20 protein-coding genes are annotated in these 20228 nt (G+C 55.3%); 15 read left to right on the top strand and 5 right to left on the bottom strand.

Going from position 1 to position 20228, the window contains the following annotated elements:
- Nucleotide 1 precedes the first annotated feature (1 nt).
- A complete protein-coding gene (locus tag ACOTX1_RS16940; protein WP_032634515.1) occupies nt 2-685 on the bottom strand; it encodes a TVP38/TMEM64 family protein in 684 nt (227 codons plus the stop codon).
- A 6-nt stretch (nt 686-691) separates the two neighbouring features.
- A complete protein-coding gene (gene xthA / locus ACOTX1_RS16945; RefSeq protein ID WP_022650885.1) occupies nt 692-1498 on the bottom strand; it encodes an exodeoxyribonuclease III in 807 nt (268 codons plus the stop codon).
- 433 nt (nt 1499-1931) lie between these two features.
- Between xthA and astC the strand changes: the two genes are divergently transcribed.
- From astC to ves, 7 genes are all read left to right on the top strand, one after another.
- Nucleotides 1932-3152 (top strand): succinylornithine/acetylornithine transaminase, encoded by a 1221-nt coding sequence (gene astC / locus ACOTX1_RS16950; RefSeq protein WP_022650886.1) that lies wholly within the window; start codon nt 1932-1934, stop codon nt 3150-3152.
- Nucleotides 3149-4183, top strand: a complete 1035-nt coding sequence (astA, locus tag ACOTX1_RS16955; RefSeq protein ID WP_022650887.1) for an arginine N-succinyltransferase — start codon at nt 3149-3151, stop codon at nt 4181-4183. The genes astC and astA overlap by 4 nt, the downstream gene beginning before the upstream one ends.
- A complete protein-coding gene (gene astD / locus ACOTX1_RS16960) occupies nt 4180-5667 on the top strand; it encodes a succinylglutamate-semialdehyde dehydrogenase (protein WP_023315917.1) in 1488 nt (495 codons plus the stop codon). The genes astA and astD overlap by 4 nt, the downstream gene beginning before the upstream one ends.
- Nucleotides 5654-6979 (top strand): N-succinylarginine dihydrolase, encoded by a 1326-nt coding sequence (gene astB, locus ACOTX1_RS16965; RefSeq protein WP_263522456.1) that lies wholly within the window; start codon nt 5654-5656, stop codon nt 6977-6979. Before astD ends, astB begins: the two co-directional genes overlap by 14 nt.
- 9 nt (nt 6980-6988) lie before the next feature.
- Nucleotides 6989-7954, top strand: a complete 966-nt coding sequence (gene astE / locus ACOTX1_RS16970) for a succinylglutamate desuccinylase (protein ID WP_023315919.1) — start codon at nt 6989-6991, stop codon at nt 7952-7954.
- Between the two features lie 337 nt (nt 7955-8291).
- Nucleotides 8292-8786 (top strand): ATP-independent periplasmic protein-refolding chaperone Spy, encoded by a 495-nt coding sequence (spy, locus tag ACOTX1_RS16975; RefSeq protein ID WP_015570753.1) that lies wholly within the window; start codon nt 8292-8294, stop codon nt 8784-8786.
- A gap of 167 nt (nt 8787-8953) precedes the next feature.
- Nucleotides 8954-9511 carry an environmental stress-induced protein Ves gene (gene ves, locus ACOTX1_RS16980; protein WP_022650891.1) on the top strand — a complete coding sequence of 186 codons (558 nt, stop codon included), beginning with the start codon at nt 8954-8956 and terminating at the stop codon, nt 9509-9511.
- Here ves and cho read toward each other — a convergent pair.
- Entirely contained in the window at nt 9489-10367 is an 879-nt protein-coding gene (cho, locus tag ACOTX1_RS16985) for an excinuclease Cho (protein WP_057979962.1), read from the bottom strand. The two genes, ves and cho, sit on opposite strands and share 23 nt — an antisense overlap.
- 115 nt (nt 10368-10482) lie before the next feature.
- Nucleotides 10483-11310, bottom strand: coding sequence for an ammonia-dependent NAD(+) synthetase (nadE, locus tag ACOTX1_RS16990; RefSeq protein WP_003857837.1), 828 nt, complete (start codon nt 11308-11310; stop codon nt 10483-10485).
- 231 nt (nt 11311-11541) lie between these two features.
- Between nadE and osmE the strand changes: the two genes are divergently transcribed.
- From osmE to chbG, 7 genes are all read left to right on the top strand, one after another.
- Nucleotides 11542-11886: an osmotically-inducible lipoprotein OsmE gene (gene osmE / locus ACOTX1_RS16995; RefSeq protein WP_003857836.1), complete on the top strand. Its 345-nt coding sequence runs from the start codon at nt 11542-11544 to the stop codon at nt 11884-11886.
- Nucleotides 11887-12167: 281 nt separating this feature from the next.
- Complete coding sequence (gene chbB, locus ACOTX1_RS17000; protein ID WP_015570750.1) at nt 12168-12485, top strand: PTS N,N'-diacetylchitobiose transporter subunit IIB; 318 nt, start codon at nt 12168-12170, stop codon at nt 12483-12485.
- 80 nt (nt 12486-12565) lie between these two features.
- On the top strand, nt 12566-13924 hold the full coding sequence (chbC, locus tag ACOTX1_RS17005) for a PTS N,N'-diacetylchitobiose transporter subunit IIC (protein ID WP_023315923.1): 1359 nt from the start codon (nt 12566-12568) through the stop codon (nt 13922-13924).
- A 48-nt stretch (nt 13925-13972) separates the two neighbouring features.
- Nucleotides 13973-14320: a PTS N,N'-diacetylchitobiose transporter subunit IIA gene (gene chbA, locus ACOTX1_RS17010; RefSeq protein WP_263522455.1), complete on the top strand. Its 348-nt coding sequence runs from the start codon at nt 13973-13975 to the stop codon at nt 14318-14320.
- 30 nt (nt 14321-14350) lie between these two features.
- The gene (gene chbR, locus ACOTX1_RS17015) at nt 14351-15169 is read left to right on the top strand and encodes a transcriptional regulator ChbR (protein ID WP_017384663.1); all 819 of its coding nucleotides are present in this window, start codon (nt 14351-14353) and stop codon (nt 15167-15169) included.
- A gap of 109 nt (nt 15170-15278) precedes the next feature.
- Nucleotides 15279-16634: a 6-phospho-beta-glucosidase gene (locus ACOTX1_RS17020; protein WP_022650894.1), complete on the top strand. Its 1356-nt coding sequence runs from the start codon at nt 15279-15281 to the stop codon at nt 16632-16634.
- An 11-nt stretch (nt 16635-16645) separates the two neighbouring features.
- Complete coding sequence (gene chbG, locus ACOTX1_RS17025; protein WP_032609029.1) at nt 16646-17395, top strand: chitin disaccharide deacetylase; 750 nt, start codon at nt 16646-16648, stop codon at nt 17393-17395.
- A 109-nt stretch (nt 17396-17504) separates the two neighbouring features.
- Here the strand turns inward: chbG and katE are convergent, their stop codons facing one another.
- Nucleotides 17505-19754, bottom strand: a complete 2250-nt coding sequence (katE, locus tag ACOTX1_RS17030; protein ID WP_126502112.1) for a catalase HPII — start codon at nt 19752-19754, stop codon at nt 17505-17507.
- Between the two features lie 188 nt (nt 19755-19942).
- Between katE and cedA the strand changes: the two genes are divergently transcribed.
- Nucleotides 19943-20197: a cell division activator CedA gene (gene cedA, locus ACOTX1_RS17035; RefSeq protein WP_071785203.1), complete on the top strand. Its 255-nt coding sequence runs from the start codon at nt 19943-19945 to the stop codon at nt 20195-20197.
- The last annotated feature ends 31 nt before the right edge of the window (nt 20198-20228 follow it).

A 20228-nucleotide genomic window follows, 5' to 3' on the forward strand; every position in this document is an offset into this window, starting at 1 on the left:
CTCACTTTTTAATCGAAGGGATGTAACGGGAAAACAGCCAGCGAGTGACCAGCGGTAATAACCCTAATAGTGTAAAGGCGAACAGCAGTCCCGGCGACAGAATATCGCGCAGCGAGGTGAGTTTCCCCAGCTCGCGTCCGGCGTTCAGATAAATGACGGTGGCAGGCAGCATTGCAAGCTGGCTGACCCACCAGTAGTGACGCACCCTGAGACGGGTTAGCCCCATCAGCAAATTGACCAGAAAGAACGGGAACAACGGTATCAGGCGCAGGGCAAAAAGGTAGCGCGCGCCGTCGCGATCCATTCCCGCATCTATCGTGCTCATCTGTGCGGCAAAGCGCCGTTGCACCCAGTCTCGAAGCAGATAACGGCTGACGAGCATGGCAAGCGTGGCGCCGAGCGTCGAGGCAAATGACACCAACAGCGTCGCCTCCCACAGGCTGAAAAGCGCCCCGCCGAGCAGCGTCAGAAGCGCGGCTCCGGGGATCGATAGCGCGGAGAGCAGAACGTAAACCGCAAAATAGAACAGCGCGCTCTGAAGGGGCGCTTGCTCCACACGAGCGAGCAACGTTTGCTGGTGTATTTTTAGCGTGTCGAGGGAGAGCATGCCCGGTGGAAGCAAAACAACAATTAAAACAAATGCGCCCAGAAGGGCGCACAGGAGACTGATTTTTTTAATATTCACTGAAGTTTACAGCTTGAACGTTGCCCATACCGGCGCATGGTCGGACGGCTTTTCCATGCTGCGGATGTCATAGTCGATACCGGTTTCGATGCAGCGTTCGGCCAGGGGGGCGCTCGCCAGCAGCAGATCAATACGCAGGCCCCGGTTGTCATCGAAGCCTTTAGAGCGGTAGTCAAACCACGAGAAACGGTCCTGCGTTTCCGGGTTAGCCGTGCGGAAAGTATCCACCAGCCCCCAACCCAGCAGGCGCTCCATCCACTCGCGCTCCTCCGGCAGGAAAGAGCATTTGCCGGTGCGCAGCCAGCGCTTACGGTTCTCTTCGCCAATACCGATATCCAGATCCGTCGGGCTGATATTCATGTCGCCCATGATAAGCACCGGGTTTTCTTTTTTGAGTTCGGTTGTCAGGTAGTTTTGCAGATCCTGATAAAACTTCGCTTTGGCCGGGAATTTGGTTTCATGATCGCGGCTTTCACCCTGCGGGAAATAGCCGTTGATGACGGTCACATTGCCGAGTGCGGAAGGAATTTCCGCCATGATGATGCGGCGCTGCGCCTCTTCACCGTCACCCGGGAAGCCACGGCGCACCGACACCGGCGTATCTTTGGTCAGCAGCGCAACGCCGTAGTGGCCTTTCTGACCGTGGTAAAAAACGTTATAGCCCAGCTTCGCTACCTCTTCGAGCGGGAACATATCGTCGTGAACTTTTGTCTCCTGCAAGCCGATCACATCTGGCTGATGTTGCTCAACAATCGCTTCAAGCTGGTGAGGGCGGGCACGCAGGCCGTTGATATTAAAAGAGACAAATTTCATAGTCGCTGCCAATGCAAGGTGAATAGTGCAAGGATGGTAGCAGAATTTACGTCGTCTGTTATCCGCTTCGCCCAATTACTGCGACAGATAATGCCAACGGTGCAATATTTGCACCATTTCGGCGCGTTTTGCCCTCGAACAGGGCGTAAACGACCGATAAATTTCGCGAGCGATCACAATTCCAGAATTATATTTGGCCTCTGCATACTCTTTCTTGTTTTCATGCGGCAAAGCGCCGCTTGTCGTAAAAATATTCACTATTTATGCATTATAAGTGAATAACTCCATATTGTAACTCATTGATATTCTGTTACCCAAACCCATTTATGCATTTTTATCGCTGGCTGGCACGAACGCTGCAATCTACATTCACAGTGCAAACACTCAATTATTTAACATTTAAACAACCTTTTATTTACCGGATGAGGTCGCTATGTCTCTGTCAGTTACGCGTGAAAATTTCGATGAATGGATGATGCCGGTATACGCTCCGGCGGCTTTTATTCCGGTACGTGGGGAAGGCTCTCGCCTGTGGGATCAGCAGGGCAAAGAGTATATCGACTTTGCAGGTGGGATTGCGGTGAATGCGCTGGGGCATGCAAACCCGGCGTTGCGGCAGGCGCTGAATGACCAGGCGGCGAAATTCTGGCATACCGGCAACGGTTATACCAACGAACCGGCATTGCGTCTGGCGAAGAAGCTGATCGACGCCACCTTCGCAGAAAAAGTCTTTTTCTGTAACTCCGGCGCGGAAGCGAACGAAGCGGCGCTGAAGCTGGCGCGCAAATATGCGCACGATAAATTCGGCGCGCATAAGAGCGGCATCGTAGCCTTTAAAAATGCTTTCCATGGCCGCACACTGTTTACCGTCAGTGCGGGCGGTCAGCCCTCATATTCTCAGGATTTTGCGCCGCTGCCGCCGGATATCCGTCATGCGGCGTATAACGATTTACACTCTGCCAGCGAGCTGATTGACGACACCACCTGTGCGGTGATTGTCGAGCCCATGCAGGGGGAAGGCGGCGTCATGCCCGCCCAGAAAGCGTTCCTGCAAGGGCTGCGCGAGCTGTGCGATCGGCATAACGCGGTCCTGATTTTTGACGAAGTCCAGACCGGCGTGGGCCGCACGGGTGAGCTGTATGCCTACATGCACTATGGCGTGACCCCGGATGTGCTCTCAACAGCCAAAGCGCTCGGCGGCGGTTTCCCGGTGGGGGCGATGCTGACCACCGAAAAATTCGCCAGCGTGATGACCGTGGGCACTCATGGCACCACATACGGCGGCAACCCGCTGGCAACCGCTGTCGCCGGACAGGTGCTGGATATCATCAACACCCCTGAGGTGCTGAACGGCGTGAAGCAGCGTCACCAGTGGTTTGTTGAGCGACTCACGGCCATTAACAGCAAAACTGGCCTGTTCAAAGAGATCCGCGGCCTGGGGCTGTTAATAGGCTGTGAGCTTGCCCCTGAGTTTGCCGGCAAAGCGAAGCTGATTTCACAGGAAGCGGCAAAGCAGGGCGTAATGGTGCTGATTGCCGGTGCTAACGTGGTGCGCTTTGCCCCTGCGCTGATCGTCAGCGAGGAAGAGGTCAGAACTGGCTTAGATCGTTTTGCGCTGGCCTGCGAACAGGTGAAGTCCGGGGTGTCATCATGATGGTCATCCGTCCCGTTGCGCACGGCGATCTCGCCGGGCTTATGCAGCTTGCCGGTAAGACAGGGGGCGGGCTGACCTCGCTGCCTGCCGATGAAAAAACGCTGTCGGCGCGCATTGAGCGCGCCCTGCAAACCTGGCAGGGGACGTTGCCAAAAAGCGAACAGGGCTATGTGTTCGTGCTGGAAGATACCGACACGGGGACCGTGGCGGGGATTTGCGCTATCGAGGTGGCCGTCGGGCTTAATGATCCGTGGTACAACTACCGCGTCGGCACGATGGTCCACGCTTCGAAAGAGCTGAACGTTTACAACGCGCTGCCGACGCTCTTCCTCTGTAATGACCATACCGGCGCCAGCGAACTCTGCACCCTGTTTCTCGATCCGGACTGGCGCAAAGAGGGCAACGGTTATCTGCTCTCCAAATCGCGCTTTATGTTTATGGCCGCCTTTCGCGACCGCTTCAACGAAAAAGTGGTCGCGGAGATGCGCGGCGTGATTGATGAGACGGGCTACTCGCCGTTCTGGGAGAGTCTGGGCGAACGATTCTTCTCCATGGAATTTAGCCGGGCGGATTACCTGTGCGGCACCGGTCAGAAGGCGTTTATCGCCGAGTTGATGCCGAAGCATCCTATTTATACCCATTTCCTAACGCCAGAAGCGCAGGCGGTGATCGGCGAAGTTCACCCGCAAACCGCCCCGGCCCGCGCGGTGCTGGAGAAAGAGGGATTTCGCTACCGTAACTACGTCGACATCTTCGACGGCGGCCCGACGCTGGAATGCGACATTGACCGCGTTCGCGCCATCCGTAAAAGCCGCCTGGTTGAGGTTTCAGAAGGCCAGCCCGCGCCGGGCGAGTGGCCAGCCTGCCTGGTCTCGAACGAGAATTACACCAACTTCCGCGCCATGCTGGTGCGAACCAACCCATCATGCGAGCGTCTGGTACTGACGGCTGCGCAACTGGATGCCCTGAAATGTAACGCTGGCGACACGGTTCGCCTGGTGCGGCTCTGCCCTGAGGAGAAAACAGCATGACTCTATGGATTAACGGTGACTGGGTTACGGGCGAAGGTGACGCGCGGACAAAAACTAACCCGGTCGGCCAGGAGGTGCTCTGGTCTGGGAACGACGCAAGCGCCGGGCAGGTTGAGCAGGCCTGTCAGGCTGCACGCCGCGCGTTTCCGGCGTGGGCGAAACGGCCATTCTCCGAGCGCCAGGCGCTGGTTGAGAAATTTGCTGCGCTGCTGGAGGCCAATAAAGCCGAGCTGACCCGCATCATTGCCTGCGAAACCAGTAAGCCGCGCTGGGAGGCAACAACCGAAGTCACGGCGATGATCAACAAAATTGCGATATCGGTGAAGGCGTACCATACCCGCACCGGCGAGCAGCATACCGAGATGCCAGACGGCGCGGCCACGCTGCGCCACCGTCCGCACGGTGTACTGGCGGTGTTTGGCCCGTATAACTTCCCCGGGCATCTGCCGAACGGGCACATTGTGCCTGCGCTGCTGGCGGGGAATACTGTCATCTTCAAGCCGAGTGAGTTAACCCCCTTAACCGGAGAAGCAGTGGTAAAACTCTGGGAGCAGGCGGGGCTGCCGCCGGGGGTGCTGAATCTGGTGCAGGGCGGGCGTGAAACCGGTCAGGCGCTGAGTGCGCTGAGCGACATTGACGGTCTGCTGTTTACCGGCAGTGCCGGAACGGGCTATCAGCTGCATCGTCAGCTGGCGGGGCAACCGGAAAAAATTCTGGCGCTGGAGATGGGCGGCAACAACCCACTGATTGTGGAAGATCCGGAGGATATCAATGCCGCGGTCCACTTGACCATTCAGTCGGCGTTCATTACCGCCGGACAGCGCTGCACATGCGCCCGCCGCCTGCTGGTTAAGCGCGGCGCGCAGGGGGATGCGTTCCTGAAGCGTCTGGTGGAGGTGAGCGCGCGTCTGGTTCCCGCGAAATGGGATGCCGAGCCGCAGCCGTTTATCGGCGGGCTGATCTCCGTGCAGGCGGCGCTGAACGTACTGAAAGCGTGGCAGGAGCACGTGGCGCGCGGGGCGAAAACCCTGCTGGAGCCGAAGCTGGTTCAGCCGGGCACGTCGCTGCTGACGCCGGGGATTATTGAGATGAGTGCGACGAGCAACGTGCCGGATGAAGAGGTCTTTGGCCCGCTGCTGTGCGTCTGGCGCTATGACGATTTTGAGTCGGCGATCGAGATGGCCAACAATACCCGCTACGGCCTGTCGAGCGGCCTGATATCGCCGCATCGCGAGAAATTCGACCAGCTGCTGCTGGAAGCGCGCGCCGGGATCGTGAACTGGAACAAACCGCTGACCGGTGCGGCGAGCACTGCGCCGTTTGGTGGCGTAGGGGCGTCGGGCAACCATCGCGCCAGCGCCTGGTATGCCGCCGATTACTGCGCGTGGCCGATGGCAAGCCTGGAAACCCCGGCGCTGACGCTGCCGGAGACGTTGAATCCGGGGCTGGATTTTACAGAGGGTGACGCCCATGAAAGCGCGTGAGGTTAACTTTGACGGCCTCGTGGGGCTGACGCACCACTATGCCGGGCTGTCGTTCGGTAATGAAGCCTCGACGAAGCACCGTTTCCAGGTCTCGAACCCGAAGCTGGCGGCGAAGCAGGGGCTACTGAAAATGAAGGCGCTGTCCGATGCCGGTTTCCCGCAGGCGGTGATCCCGCCGCAGGAGCGCCCAAACGTGGCCGTGCTGCGCCAGCTGGGATTCAGCGGTACGGATGAACAGGTGGTGGAAAAAGCAGGCACGCAGACGCCACACCTGCTTTCGGCTGCCAGTTCAGCCTCCTCGATGTGGGTGGCGAATGCCGCCACCGTAGCGCCGTCGGCGGATACGCTGGACGGCAAAGTGCATCTGACCGTTGCTAACCTGAACAACAAATTCCACCGCGCCAGCGAAGCGGAGACCACCAGGCGCGTGCTGCGCGCCATTTTTAATCATGATGCGCATTTTGAGGTGCATTCGGCGCTGCCGCAGGTTGCGATGTTTGGCGATGAAGGGGCGGCAAACCACAACCGTCTGGGCGGCGACTATGGCGATCCGGGTTTACAGCTGTTTATCTATGGACGGGAAGAGGGCGGCCACGCCGCGCCGGTTCGTTATCCGGCGAGACAAACCTTAGCCGCAAGCCAGGCGGTTGCGCGGCTGAACCAGGTTAATCCTTCTCAGGTGATTTTTGCCCAGCAAAATCCGCAGGTGATCGACCAGGGCGTGTTTCATAACGACGTCATTGCCGTTTCCAACCGTCAGGTGCTGTTCTGCCACGAGCAGGCGTTTGCCCATCAGGAAAAGTTGCTGGCCACGCTGCGCGAACGCGTGCCGGGATTTATGCCGATTCAGGTGCCCACGCAGGCGGTAAGCGTGCAGGAGGCGGTCGAAACGTATCTGTTCAACAGCCAGCTGCTGAGCCGGGATGACGGCAGCATGATGCTGGTGCTGCCGCAGGAGTCCCGAAACCATCAGGGCGTCTGGCGCTATCTCAGCGAACTGGTGCAGGCGGATAACCCGATTGATGAACTGCGCGTGTTTGATCTTCGGGAAAGTATGGCCAACGGCGGGGGACCGGCGTGCCTGCGACTACGCGTGGTGTTAACGCCGGAGGAATTGCAGGCCGTGAATCCGGCGGTGATGATGAACGACACGCTGTTCAATACCCTCAATGACTGGGTGGACCGCTATTATCGCGACCGTCTGGTTCAGGCCGATCTGGTTGATCCGCAGCTGCTGCGCGAAGGCCGCGAAGCGCTGGATGCATTATCAACCATCCTGCAACTGGGATCGGTTTATCCGTTCCAGCGCTAAGGAGACGATATGGAAAACTTACTGGCGCTGACGCTGGCCGAAGATACACCGGAGCGGCAAGAGGGGGCAGGCCCTTCGTTCCACTGGCGATGGCTGGGGCCGGGCGTGCTTGAACTGACGCCGACGGGGAAATATAACCTGTCGCTGCTGCTTTCTACCGGCATTCACGGAAACGAAACCGCGCCCGTGGAGATTGTCGAACTATTGCTGCGCGCGCTGTATCGCGCAGAGATCACGCTGCACTGCCGTCTGCTGGTGGTACTGGGAAATCCGCCTGCGCTGGCGCAAAATAAACGGTACCTCGTGAGCGACATCAACCGCATGTTTGGTGGTCGCTGGGCGCAGTTTCCACAGAGTGATGAGACGACTCGCGCGCAATGGCTGGAGAAGGTGGTCACGGCGTTTTTTGCCGGGGCGGGGGAAACGCGCTGGCACCTTGATCTGCATACGGCCATTCGCGCCTCGTACCACGTGCGTTTTGGCGTGTTACCGCAGCGTCATCAGCCGTGGGATGAGGCGTTTCTGACCTGGCTTGGCGACGCGGGGCTGGAGGCGCTGGTTTTCCACCAGACGCCAGGCGGCACTTTTACCCACTTCACCTGCGAAAATGTTGGCGCGTTATCCTGCACCCTGGAGCTCGGAAAAGCGCTGCCTTTCGGGCAAAACGACCTGACGCGTTTTGCCCCTACGCATCAGGCGCTTCGGGCGTTGCTCGCCGGGGTTGCGCCGGAACCCTCCCGGGAACCCGTTGTGCGCTATCGGGTCGTGCAGCAGATCACGCGTCAAAGCGAGGCTTTCCAGCTTCATATGGCACCCCATACGCTGAACTTTACGCCGTTTCGCCAGGGCGTCCTGCTGGCGGAAGATGGTGAGACGCGCTATACGGTACAGAAATCCACGGAATATGTTTTATTTCCTAATCCGTCGGTCGCGTTTGGTTTGCGAGCAGGTCTGATGCTGGAAAAAATGCCCTGATCTTCTCCCCTCGCGCAGACCGGAGGGGAAATGAAGAATAAATTTCTTAACGTTAAAAGCGCTCTGGTATTGTTTGCGGAATATTCCTGGAGAATTGCTTTATTATTAAACGGCACTTCGCTATACTTCTCCATAATCTCTTTAAAATCATCCTGTTGAATATTTTTGTTTCATCTCTCCACGCTTTTTCCTTAATTTCTCCACAATTGGCGAAAAGTTGTTTTTTACACTTTCATTGTTTTACCGTTGCTCTGACTAATTGACGATAAACGCCGTAAAGTTAATCTCGTCAACACGGCATAGCGCCGAAGAATAACTGAAAGTAAGGAAAGACATTATGCGTAAATTAACTGCACTGTTTGTTGCCTCTACCCTGGCTCTGGGCGCTACCAGCATGGCGTTCGCCGCCGATACCGCGACCACTACCGCCGCGCCGACGGAAGGCAAAATGATGATGCATCATAAAGGCAAGCCGGGTATGCACCATGAGATGATGATGTTTAAAGATCTGAACCTCACCGATGCGCAGAAGCAGCAGATCCGCGACATCATGAAAAGCCAGCGTGACCAGATGAAACGTCCTCCGCTGGAAGAGCGCCGCGCAATGCATGACATCATTGCCAGCGACAGCTTCGATAAAGCAAAAGCGGAAGCGCAGATCGACAAAATGGCCGAGCAGCATAAAGCACGCATGCTGGCCCACATGGAAACCCAGAACAAGATTTACAACATTCTGACGCCGGAACAGAAAAAGCAATTTAATGCCAATTTTGAGAAGCGTCTGACAGAACGTGCAGCGCCGGAAGGTAAAATGCCTGCACCAACCGAATAATCGGTTCACTCTCTTAAGACCGCCGGGCTCCTGTCTACAAAAGCGAAAACGCTGTGGACAGGACCGGCGGTTTTTCTTTTATCCCATGCCTAAGGTCTGGCCTGACTGCTGCCGATAATACGTCTGTGAAAATGCCCTGGCGCACGGTGCGTCCTTCAGGAGTGGTCATGGAATTCTTTGATATCCGTAAAATGCCGGTCAGTCTCTGGCGTAATGGTGCGGGTGAGACGCGTGAGATTTGCTGTTTTCCTCCCGCGACGCGGGATTTTTTCTGGCGGGCCAGTATTGCCTCCATCGCCAGTAACGGCGAATTCTCCGCGTTCCCGGGCGTTGACCGGGTGATTACGCTGCTGGAAGGCGGCGAGGTGACCCTGGATGCAGGCAGGGCGTTTTGTCATACCCTGAAGCATCACCAGCCTTACCGATTTGCGGGCGATCTGGCGGTGAAAGCCGTGCTCACAGAGGGGCAGATGTCGATGGACTTCAACATCATGACCCGACGGGATTGCTGCCAGGCAAAGGTGCGCGTTGCTACCCGAACGTTCACTACCTTCGCGTCACGCGGTGGGGTGGTCTTTGTATTAAGTGGCGCCTGGCAACTGGGCGACAAATTACTGACCGCCGATCAGGGTGCCAGCTGGGAAGCGGGCAGTCATACCCTCCGTTTACTGGAAACGAAGGGGTCGCTGCTGTTCAGTGAAATTACCTGGCTGCCGGGTCACTGAGGACGATGATCTCATGTTTTCCGGTTAATAGTGGCTTACAGAGAATTTTGTAACCATCCTGATCGAACCCGGCAGGGGTGCGCAGCAGGGCGGTAGCGTCATCCAGGCTTTCAACGGCGCCAAGCCAGAGCCAGTTGCGGATGATGTGATAATGCGTCATCGCATCGCGGGTTTCTTTCAGCGCCACCGCGCCTTCCCACGGCCAGCAGTTAACGCTGATAGAGGCCAGGCCCGCCATAAACCGGGCATGATGTTCTTCAACGCTCTCTTTTCCACAACACGCCCCGGCGCAGCGTTTCAGCGCGGAGCGGAAACAGGCGCGACCGCGGGTGGTGGCTTCCAGTCCTAACAGGCCGTAACAAAGCTGTAATTCATCAGCCAGGGATTGCAGGGTTTGCAGTGCGGCACGTTTGTTGGCAAACAGACCGTAAAGATTGGGTTCATGCGAAAAATCCACTTCCCGGGCATAAACAACCTGCGGTTTTCCTGCGTTAACCTGCAAGGAACACAGCTGGCGGTTGCGGCGCAGGCGTTTGTTAAACAGCGGCTGCTGTTCCTTGATGAGCCGGGCTTCGAGCAGAAGCGCGCCCAGTTCGCCTGCCGTCTCGATCCAGGTGATCCGCCGGGACTGCCTGAGCATCGATGCTTCATCCGGCGTACGCAGGTGCGACATCACCCGGCTGCGGATATTCACGCTTTTGCCGATATAGAGCGGCATGGTATCGCTGTCGCCGTGGAAGAAATAGACGCCAGGCTGTTTAGGCAGAGCCTCAAGCCAGGGGCGAAGATGCTCGGGATATTCGTAGATAGCCGCCGCTTCAAACTCAAGACGCGGGGCGGATTGACGCCTGCTCACATACTGCTCCATATACTGTTCAGGCATACAGTGTAGCAGGTGTTCGGTGGTTAAAAAAGAGCCGGGTGGCGGTTACGCCTTACCCGGCCTGTAAAACTGAGTTACCGTTTTGCTTTTACTTTTTCCAGAAATCATCAAACACCGTAATCGGCGGACGGCGCTTGTGCTCGGTTTTCAGATACCAGCCTTCGATAATTTTGGCGGTACCTTCGTCGAGCGTTTTGCCTTCCAGATAATCATCAATGTTGTCATATGTGACGCCCAGCGCGGCTTCATCCGGCAGGGAAGGGCGATCGTCCTCCAGGTCCGCCGTTGGCGCCTTCTTATACAGGTGCTCCGGGCAGCCCAGCGCCGCCAGCAGCTGCTTGCCCTGACGCTTGTTCAGGCGGAAGAGGGGGTTGATATCCGTGCCGCCATCGCCGTATTTGGTGAAGAAGCCGGTGATGGCTTCCGCGGCGTGGTCGGTGCCGACGACGACCCCTTTGGTCATCCCTGCGATACTGTACTGCGCTTTCATGCGCTCACGGGCTTTCTCGTTGCCGCGAACAAAATCGCTCAGTTCAATACCGGCTTCACGCAAGGCCTGCTCGCTTGCCAGTACCGAACCTTTGATGTTTACGGTAAGAACACGGTCCGGCTGAATAAACGCGATCGCATCCTGACAGTCCTGCTCGTCAGCCTGCACGCCATACGGCAGACGTACGGCAATAAATTGCAGCGCGGTGTCACCGGTCTCGTCACGCAGCTCGGAGATGGCCATCTGGCTCAGCTTGCCGGCCAGAGTGGAATCCTGACCGCCGCTGATACCCAGCACCAGCGTCTTCAGGAAAGGGTGTGCAGACAGGTAAGCTTTCAAAAAATCAACGCTACGACGGATCTCTTCATTGGCATCAATCGCAGGTTTCGCGCCCAGCGCCTGAATAATTTCTTGTTGCAGAGCCATTACGCCCTCCCTATGCAGAACCAAACAGAAAGTGTGATCTGTTAAAACTAACCCTTTGTCGGGGAAACGACAAGGATCACAGTTTTGAGTGTACTGTTTTACAGCGATTTAGCAGCTTACCGTTGTTTTATTAGAATTTTCCGAAATTCGTCTGGCGTAACTCGCAAAGTTGAACAATAGTAATTTTTATCCCATGCTTAGTTAACACGCTGATAAACAAGAGGACGGAATATGAACAAGAACGTAGCAGGAATTTTAAGCGCAGCGGCGGTACTGACTATGCTGGCAGGGTGTACAGCTTACGATCGCACCAAAGATCAGTTCACACAGCCAGTGGTAAAAGACGTCAAAAAAGGCATGACGCGTTCCCAGGTTGCAGCCATTGCCGGTAAACCTTCTTCAGAAGTTACTATGATCCACGCGCGTGGTACCTGCCAGACCTATATTCTGGGTCAACGTGATGGTAAGGCAGAGACCTACTTTGTCGCCCTGGATGATACGGGTCACGTGATCAATTCTGGTTACCAGACCTGTGCCGAATACGACACCGACCCACAGGCACCTAAGGCACAGTAAGCCTGCTTGCCTGAGAGCGTTAACTAACCGGCCGGAAGGCCGGTTTTTTTATGCATACGTGAATCTTATTTCTTGGCGCGAATTATTTGCCTGAAATGTGAAGGTAGTCAACAAGCCAGGTCAATGAGAGACAATTTCAGTCTATCCAGAATTATCCCCTCCCTGTACCATTGCGTATACTCACTTCAACGATAAACAATGTTCAGCACACTGCCCGTCAGCCAGGATAGCGAGTCGAGTGATAGCGAGACGGCGGGTAGCCAAACAAGAGGGAAGTTATCATGGAAAAGAAACATATCTATCTGTTTTGCTCTGCGGGCATGTCCACTTCGCTGCTGGTTTCCAAAATGCGCGCGCAGGCCGAAAAATATGAAGTCCCTGTGGTGATTGAGGCGTTTCCGGAAACGCTGGCGGGCGAGAAGGGCCAGACAGCAGACGTTATTTTACTCGGGCCGCAAATCGCTTATATGCTGCCAGAAATTCAACGTCTGCTACCCAATAAGCCGGTCGAAGTGATCGATTCCGTTTTATACGGCAAGATTGATGGTTTAGGTGTATTAAAAGCTGCCGTTGCGGCGATTAAAAAAGCTGCTAATTAATTTTTTATTTTTCCCGTCAAAGAGTTATTTCACACACAATCTGCCGTAACGATCGTTGCGGCCTTTAAGGGTATTTTCCTATGAGTAAAGTCATCGCTTCACTTGAAAAGGTACTCCTTCCTTTTGCTGTTAAAATAGGAAAGCAGCCTCACGTTAATGCCATCAAGAACGGCTTTATTAAATTAATGCCGTTGACATTAGCCGGGGCAATGTTCGTTTTAATTAACAACGTTTTTCTGAGCTTTGGAGAAGGTTCCTTTTTTTATTCATTAGGAATTAGGTTAGATGCTTCAACTATTGACACCCTTAATAGTTTAAAAGCCATTGGCGGCAATGTATACAACGGTACGTTGGGTATTATGTCGCTAATGGCGCCTTTCTTTATTGGAATGGCGCTGGCGGAAGAGCGTAAAGTGGATCCGCTGGCGGCAGGCTTACTGTCCATTGCCGCGTTCATGACCGTCACACCGTACAGCGTGGGCGACGCTTATGCCGTTGGCGCCAACTGGCTGGGTGGGGCAAACATCATTTCCGGTATTATTATCGGGCTGGTGGTGGCCGAAATGTTCACCTTCATTATTCGCCGTAACTGGGTTATCCGCTTGCCGGATAGCGTTCCGGCCTCTGTTTCTCGTTCATTTTCCGCGTTGATTCCGGGCTTCATTATTCTCTCCATCATGGGGATTATTGCCTGGGCGCTCTCTCACTGGGGAACTAACTTCCACCAGATCATTATGGACTCTATCTCAACGCCGCTGGCGTCGATGGGTAGCGTGGTCGGTTGGGCGTATGTCATCTTTACCTCCCTGCTGTGGTTCTTCGGCGTGCATGGTTCACTGGCACTGGCGGCGCTGGACAGCGGTATTATGACCCCATGGGCACTGGAAAACGTCGCGCTTTACCAGCAGTACGGCTCCGTCGATGCGGCGCTGGCGGCCGGTAAAACCTTCCATGTGTGGGCGAAGCCGATGCTTGACTCCTATATCTTCCTGGGCGGTACCGGGGCGACGTTGGGTCTGATCATCGCGGTCTTTATTGTCTCTCGCCGCGCTGACCATCGTCAGGTTGCGAAGTTGGCCCTGCCGTCAGGCATCTTTCAGATTAACGAGCCGATCCTGTTTGGTCTGCCAATTATCATGAACCCGGTGATGTTCATTCCCTTCATCCTGGTTCAGCCGCTGCTGGCCGCGATTACGCTGACGGCGTACTACCTGGGCATTATCCCGCCGGTGACCAACATTGCGCCGTGGACGATGCCGGCTGGTCTGGGCGCGTTCTTCAACACCAATGGTAGCGTGGCCGCCTTCCTGCTGGCGATATTCAACCTCGGGATTGCAACCCTGCTCTACATGCCGTTCGTGGCGATTGCGAACAAGGCCGCAACGGTTATCGATGAAGAAGAGAGCGAAGAGGATATCGCCCTCGCACTGAAATTCTAAAATTGCACGGCGCGGGGCAACCCGCGCCAGCGGAAAGGAGCTTAAAAAATGTTAGATTTAGAGAGTATCGTTGCCGAAGAAACCGCAGAGAACGATCTGGAAGAGGTGGTGATGGGCCTCATCATCAACTCCGGGCAGGCACGCAGCCTGGCGTATGCGGCGCTTAAGCAGGCTAAGCAGGGCGACTTCGTTGCCGCGAAAACCATGATGGAGCAGTCCCGTACGGCGTTAAACGAAGCGCATCTGGTGCAGACGAAGCTTATCGAAAGCGACCAGGGCGAAGGGAAGATGAAAGTGAGTCTGGTGCTGGAACATGCGCAGGATCATCTGATGACCTCCATGCTGGCACGCGAGCTGGTAGCGGAGCTCATCGAGCTTCACGAGAAGATGCAATAAGTCAGGATGAAGTAGCAGGAGGTCAGCACGATGGAAATCAAAACCGCACATGAGCAGCAGCTGTTTAATGGCAAGAATTTTCACGTGGTGATTTACAACAAAACGGAGAGCGCCAGCGGTCTGCACCAGCATGACTACTACGAGTTCACGATTGTTCTGACCGGCCGCTACTATCAGGAGATCAACGGTAAGCGCGTCCTGCTTGAGCGTGGCGATTTCGTCTTCCTGCCGATGGGATCTTATCACCAGAGCTTTTATGAGTTTGGTGCGACGCGCATTCTGAACGTAGGCGTGAGCAGGCGTTTCTTCGAGAAGCATTATCTGCCGCTGGTGCCGTTCTGCTTTGTGGCGTCACAGGTGTATCGCGTTAAAAATGAGTTTATGACCTGGATTGAAACGGTTATCGCCTCGCTGAATTTCCGCGACAATGAATTTGATGAATTTATTGAAACCGTGACGTTCTACGTCATGAATCGCCTCCGCCATCACCGTGAAGAACAGCAGGTGGTGGATGATATTCCTCAGTGGCTGCGTAGTACCGTGGAGCTGATGCACGACAAAGGACAGTTCAGCGATAACGCCCTGGAGAATATGGTGGCGCTGTCGGGTAAATCGCAGGAATATTTGACGCGCGCCACGCAGCGTTATTACCGTAAAACGCCTGTGCAAATTATTAATGAAATCCGCATTAACTTTGCCAAAAAACAGCTGGAAATTACTAATTACTCTGTCACCGATATCGCTTACGAATCGGGTTACAGCAGTCCCAGTCTGTTTATTAAAACCTTTAAAAAATTGACTTCATTCACACCGAACAGTTACCGCAAAAATTTAACGGTAATTAATTAACTTTCGGCGGTTTATCCGCCAGGAACAGTGACGTAATGGCTTGCCCAAATAGCGGGAAGAGCACGCTATACCTTGCAGGCGATTAACCTGATACGCTAAGGGAGATATTATGCAACAGAAATTAAAAGTCGTAACCATTGGTGGCGGCAGCAGCTATACCCCGGAATTACTTGAAGGTTTCCTGAAACGGTATCATGAATTACCGGTCAGCGAATTATGGCTGGTGGATGTTGAAGAAGGTCAGGAGAAGCTGAATATTATTTTTGAACTGTGCAAACGCATGGTTGAAAAAGCGGGCGTGCCCTTAACCGTGCATAAAACGCTGGATCGTCGCCTGGCACTGAAAGATGCTGACTTCGTGACCACGCAGCTGCGCGTCGGCCAGCTGAAGGCGCGTGAGCTGGACGAGCGCATTCCGCTGAGCCACGGTTATCTGGGCCAGGAAACCAACGGGGCAGGTGGCCTGTTTAAAGGCCTGCGTACTATTCCGGTCATTTTTGACATCATTAAAGACGTGGAGGAGATCTGCCCGAACGCCTGGGTGATCAACTTTACCAACCCGGCCGGGATGGTCACCGAGGCAGTCTATCGCCATACCGGTTTCAAACGCTTTATCGGCGTCTGCAATATTCCGATTGGCATGAAGATGTTCATCCGCGATGTACTGGAACTGACCGAGCACGATGATCTGTCCATTGACCTGTTCGGCCTGAATCACATGGTCTTTATCAAAGATGTGATTGTGAACGGGCAATCGCGCTTTGCGGAACTGCTCGACGGCGTCGCCTCTGGTCGCCTGACTGCGGCCTCGGTGAAAAACATCTTCGATCTGCCGTTCAGCGAAGGGCTGATCCGCTCCCTGAATCTGCTGCCGTGCTCGTATCTGCTTTACTACTTCAAGCAGAAAGAGATGCTGGCCATTGAAATGGGCGAATACTACAAAGGTGGCGCACGCGCTCAGGTTGTGCAGAAAGTAGAGAAGCAGCTGTTTGATTTGTATAAAGATCCGAACCTGAACGTCAAACCGAAAGAGCTGGAGCAGCGCGGCGGGGCATACTATTCGGATGCGGCGTGTGAAGTGATTAACGCCATTTACAATGACAAGCAGGCCGAGCACTATGTGAACGTTCCCCATCACGGGCACATCGACAATATCCCGGCAGACTGGGCCGTTGAGATGACCTGCATCCTTGGACGCGAGGGTGCAAAACCGCATCCCCGCATTACCCACTTCGACGATAAGGTGATGGGGCTGATTCACACCATCAAAGGCTTTGAAGTGGCGGCGAGCAATGCTGCCCTGAGCGGCGAACTGAATGACGTGCTGCTGGCGCTGAATCTCAGCCCGCTGGTGCATTCTGACCGTGACGCTGAAAAACTCGCGAGTGAGATGATCCTGGCGCATGAAAAATGGCTACCAAACTTTGCTGCAACGGTTGAGAAACTGAAACTCACACACCGTTAAGAGGAGGCGCGATGGAAAACCTGCTGATCGTCAATGCCGATGATTTTGGCCTGTCAAAAGGGCAGAACTACGGCATTATTGAAGCCTGTCGCCGGGGCGTCGTGACCTCTACAACAGCGCTCATCAACGGTGAGGCGGTGGAACATGCGGCGCAGTTAAGCCGTGAGCTGCCCGAGCTGGGCGTGGGCATGCACTTTGTGCTGACGCTTGGGTTGCCCCTTTCACCGATGCCGGGTCTGACGCGCGAGGGACAACTGGGGAAATGGATTTGGGAAATGGCGGAGCAGGACGCTCTGCCGCTCGATGAGATTGCCCGCGAGCTGGAGTGCCAGTTTAACCGCTTTGTGGATGTGTTTGGCCGCGAACCTACCCATATTGACAGCCATCATCATGTGCATATGATCCCGGCGATTTTCCCGCTTGTGGCAGAGTTTGCGCAACGTAAAGGCGTGGCGATGCGCGTGGATCGTGAGGTGCGCGGGTTGCCGGACGTCGCGGTGACGTCAACGGAGGGGTTCAGCAGCGCATTTTATGGCGACGAGATCGACGAAGCGCTGTTCCTGAAGGTGCTGGATGACTCCGCCGCAAAAGGGGAGCGCTCGCTTGAGGTAATGGCGCACCCGGCGTTTGTCGATGAGATAGTACGTAAGAGCGCCTACTGCTGGCCGCGTCTGGCAGAACTGGATGTGCTGACATCGGCGTCGTTAAAGTATGCGATTGCCGAGCGTGGGTATCGTCTGGGGACGTTCAGGGATCTTTGAGGCAAAGCCCGGTGGCGAGGTAAAAGCAAAACGGTAACCTTTTGGTTACCGTTTTTATTGTTTTCTCCCTCTCCCAGGGGAGAGGGCCGGGGTGAGGGCTTCAGGTTTTTTACGCCGGTATCTGGTCAATCTTACTGCTGCGCGACCACACGCGGTGCGCGGCGAGCAGGTCAAACAACCGGGTCATAAACGCATCATCGACGTTATCACCTTCGACAATGCCTTCTTCCCCTTGATCCGGTACCTTCAGCAGAGTTTTAAACTTCCGCGCATCGCCTGCCAGAGCGATTGGCTTCAGGTGCTTATAGGCTTCCAGCAGATAATAGGCGGCATCACCGTTACCGAGCAGGCTCTCAACGTCGCCGCACGGCATAATCACCGCATCAACCGTCAGCGACGGTGCTCCGGCGAAGGTCGCGGCAATCGGCAGGACGGAGCTATCATCGGCCGTCACTTCACCCATGCGAGAGTAGAGCAGTTTGGCATGTACGCCCTGGGTTTTGAGCGCCCGCATGATCCCCAGTACGTCGCTGGCGCGCGGTTTATCGTTCAGCAGAATAGCCACTACGCGGCCTTTAATTGACCCGCCAGGTACCGCGTACAGGCTCAGGGACGGATCCTTCTTCAGCCCGTTCACGTCTTTTGGCGGTGCGGCATGGCATTGCTCATCGGTGAGCGTGATGCCGAGATTATTCGCCACGCCCTGAGCAAGCTGGATATCAATATGCGCCAGATGGTCGACCACGCGCTCGCGAATGTAGGTACGCACCACTTTGCTCAGCTCAAAGCTGAAACCGCCGATAATGTGCTGCTGTTCAATCGGGGTCTGGCTGTTCCAGAACAGGCGAGGCTGAGCGTAATATTCGCCGAATGACGGGCTGCGCTCGCGAATTTTTGTTCCGTCCACGCGCTCCTGATACGACTCGAATCCGCCACGTTTTGGCCCCGGCGGGGTTTCACGCGGCCAGTTATCGTTAATGGAGTTTGGCTCGTAGTTCGCCGGGTTGGTATCGATATCCTGGCGATGCATCCCGTCACGCTGGAAATTATGGTACGGGCAGGTCGGACGGTTGATAGGAATTTCGTGGAAGTTCGGTCCGCCGAGACGGCTGATCTGCGTATCGGTATAAGAGAACAGACGGCCCTGGAGCAGCGGATCGTTGGTGAAATCCAGCCCCGGCACAATATGGCCCGGGTGGAACGCAGCCTGCTCATTCTCCGCGAAGAAGTTATCCGGGTTACGATTAAGCACCATTTTGCCCACCAGCTGAACCGGCACCAGCTCTTCGGGAATAAGCTTGGTCGGGTCGAGCAGGTCGAAGTCGAATTTGAACTCGTCCTCTTCCGGGATCAGCTGTAACCCCAGCTCGTATTCCGGGAAATCACCGGCTTCAATGGATTCCCACAGTTCGCGACGGTGGAAGTCCGGATCGCGCCCGGTCAGCTTCTGTGCTTCATCCCACACCAGGGACGCTTTCCCCGCGACCGGTTTCCAGTGGAAACGCACAAACGTCGCTTTACCTTCAGCGTTAATCAGACGGAAGGTATGAATACCAAAGCCTTCCATGGTGCGATAGCTGCGTGGGATCCCCCGGTCAGACATCGCCCACATCACGTTGTGAAGGGTTTCCGGTTGCAGGGAGACGTAGTCCCAGAAGGTGTCATGCGCACTTTGTCCCTGCGGTATGGCCCAGTGTGGATCTGGTTTTACCGCATGGACAAAGTCAGGGAATTTATGCGCATCCTGAATGAAGAAAACCGGGGTGTTATTCCCGACGAGGTCGAAAATGCCCTCTTCGGTATAGAATTTGGTGGCGAAGCCGCGGATATCACGCACCGTGTCGGCCGAACCCGCGCCGCCCTGTACGGTAGAGAAGCGCACAAATACCGGTGTAATTTTGTTCGGATCGGAAAGGAAATCCGCCTTCGTGATCTCCTTCAGGCTCTTGTACGGCTGGAAATAGCCGTGCGCCGCAGAGCCGCGAGCGTGAACGATACGTTCAGGAATACGCTCATGGTCGAAATGGGTGATTTTTTCCCGCAGGATGAAATCTTCCAGCAGCGTTGGGCCGCGCGTTCCGGCGCGCAAGGAGTTCTGATCATCGGCGATGCGCACGCCCTGATTGGTGGTCAGCGCATAGCCTTCACCCCCTTTGCGGTGCGGGTCGAGAGATTTTAACTTTTCGTTGTCCGCATCGGGTGACTTCATGCTTCCCGGTGCAGTAGGTTGCTCGCCCGGCGCGGAGAGGCCCGGCGACGGTTTATGAGAGCCATCCGCAGGGGCGAGTGAGTCCATTCCCGGTTGAGATTCTTCGGTGCCATGAATAGGGGATTGATGGGGTTTATCATTGTTCGACATTGCACGATTCTCCTTTGTTCGTTCCTGAAAACCCTATTAAGGATAGAACAATGTGATGAATTAGCAGGCGAACTAAGCGTTTTCAGAGGAAGTGATTAGCGAAAGGAGCCATCTGCCACATGTCAGGCGCGACGGGTGGGGGGAGAATCGGCTATGATAGAAATTTCCTGCTTTAAGAATTTGCTTTAGTGAACCCGTCGCTTATGAAACCTCTTCGTCAACAAAACCGCCAGGTTATTAGCTATGTGCCCCGCGTTGAACCCGCGCCGCCTGACCATGCCCTGAAAGTGGATGGTTTTCGCGATGTCTGGATGTTACGGGGTAAATACGTTGCCTTCGTGCTGATTGGCGAGCACTTCCGTCGCTCCCCTGCGTTTACTGTGCCAGAATCGGCGCAGCGATGGGCTATGCAGACCCGCCAGGATGAAGAGGTTGAAGAATAACAGCCATAAAAAAACCGCCCTCAGGCGGTTT

Source organism: Enterobacter cloacae complex sp. IR5401, from assembly GCF_049238425.1.
GTDB classification, from domain to species: Bacteria; Pseudomonadota; Gammaproteobacteria; order Enterobacterales; family Enterobacteriaceae; genus Enterobacter; species Enterobacter hormaechei_C.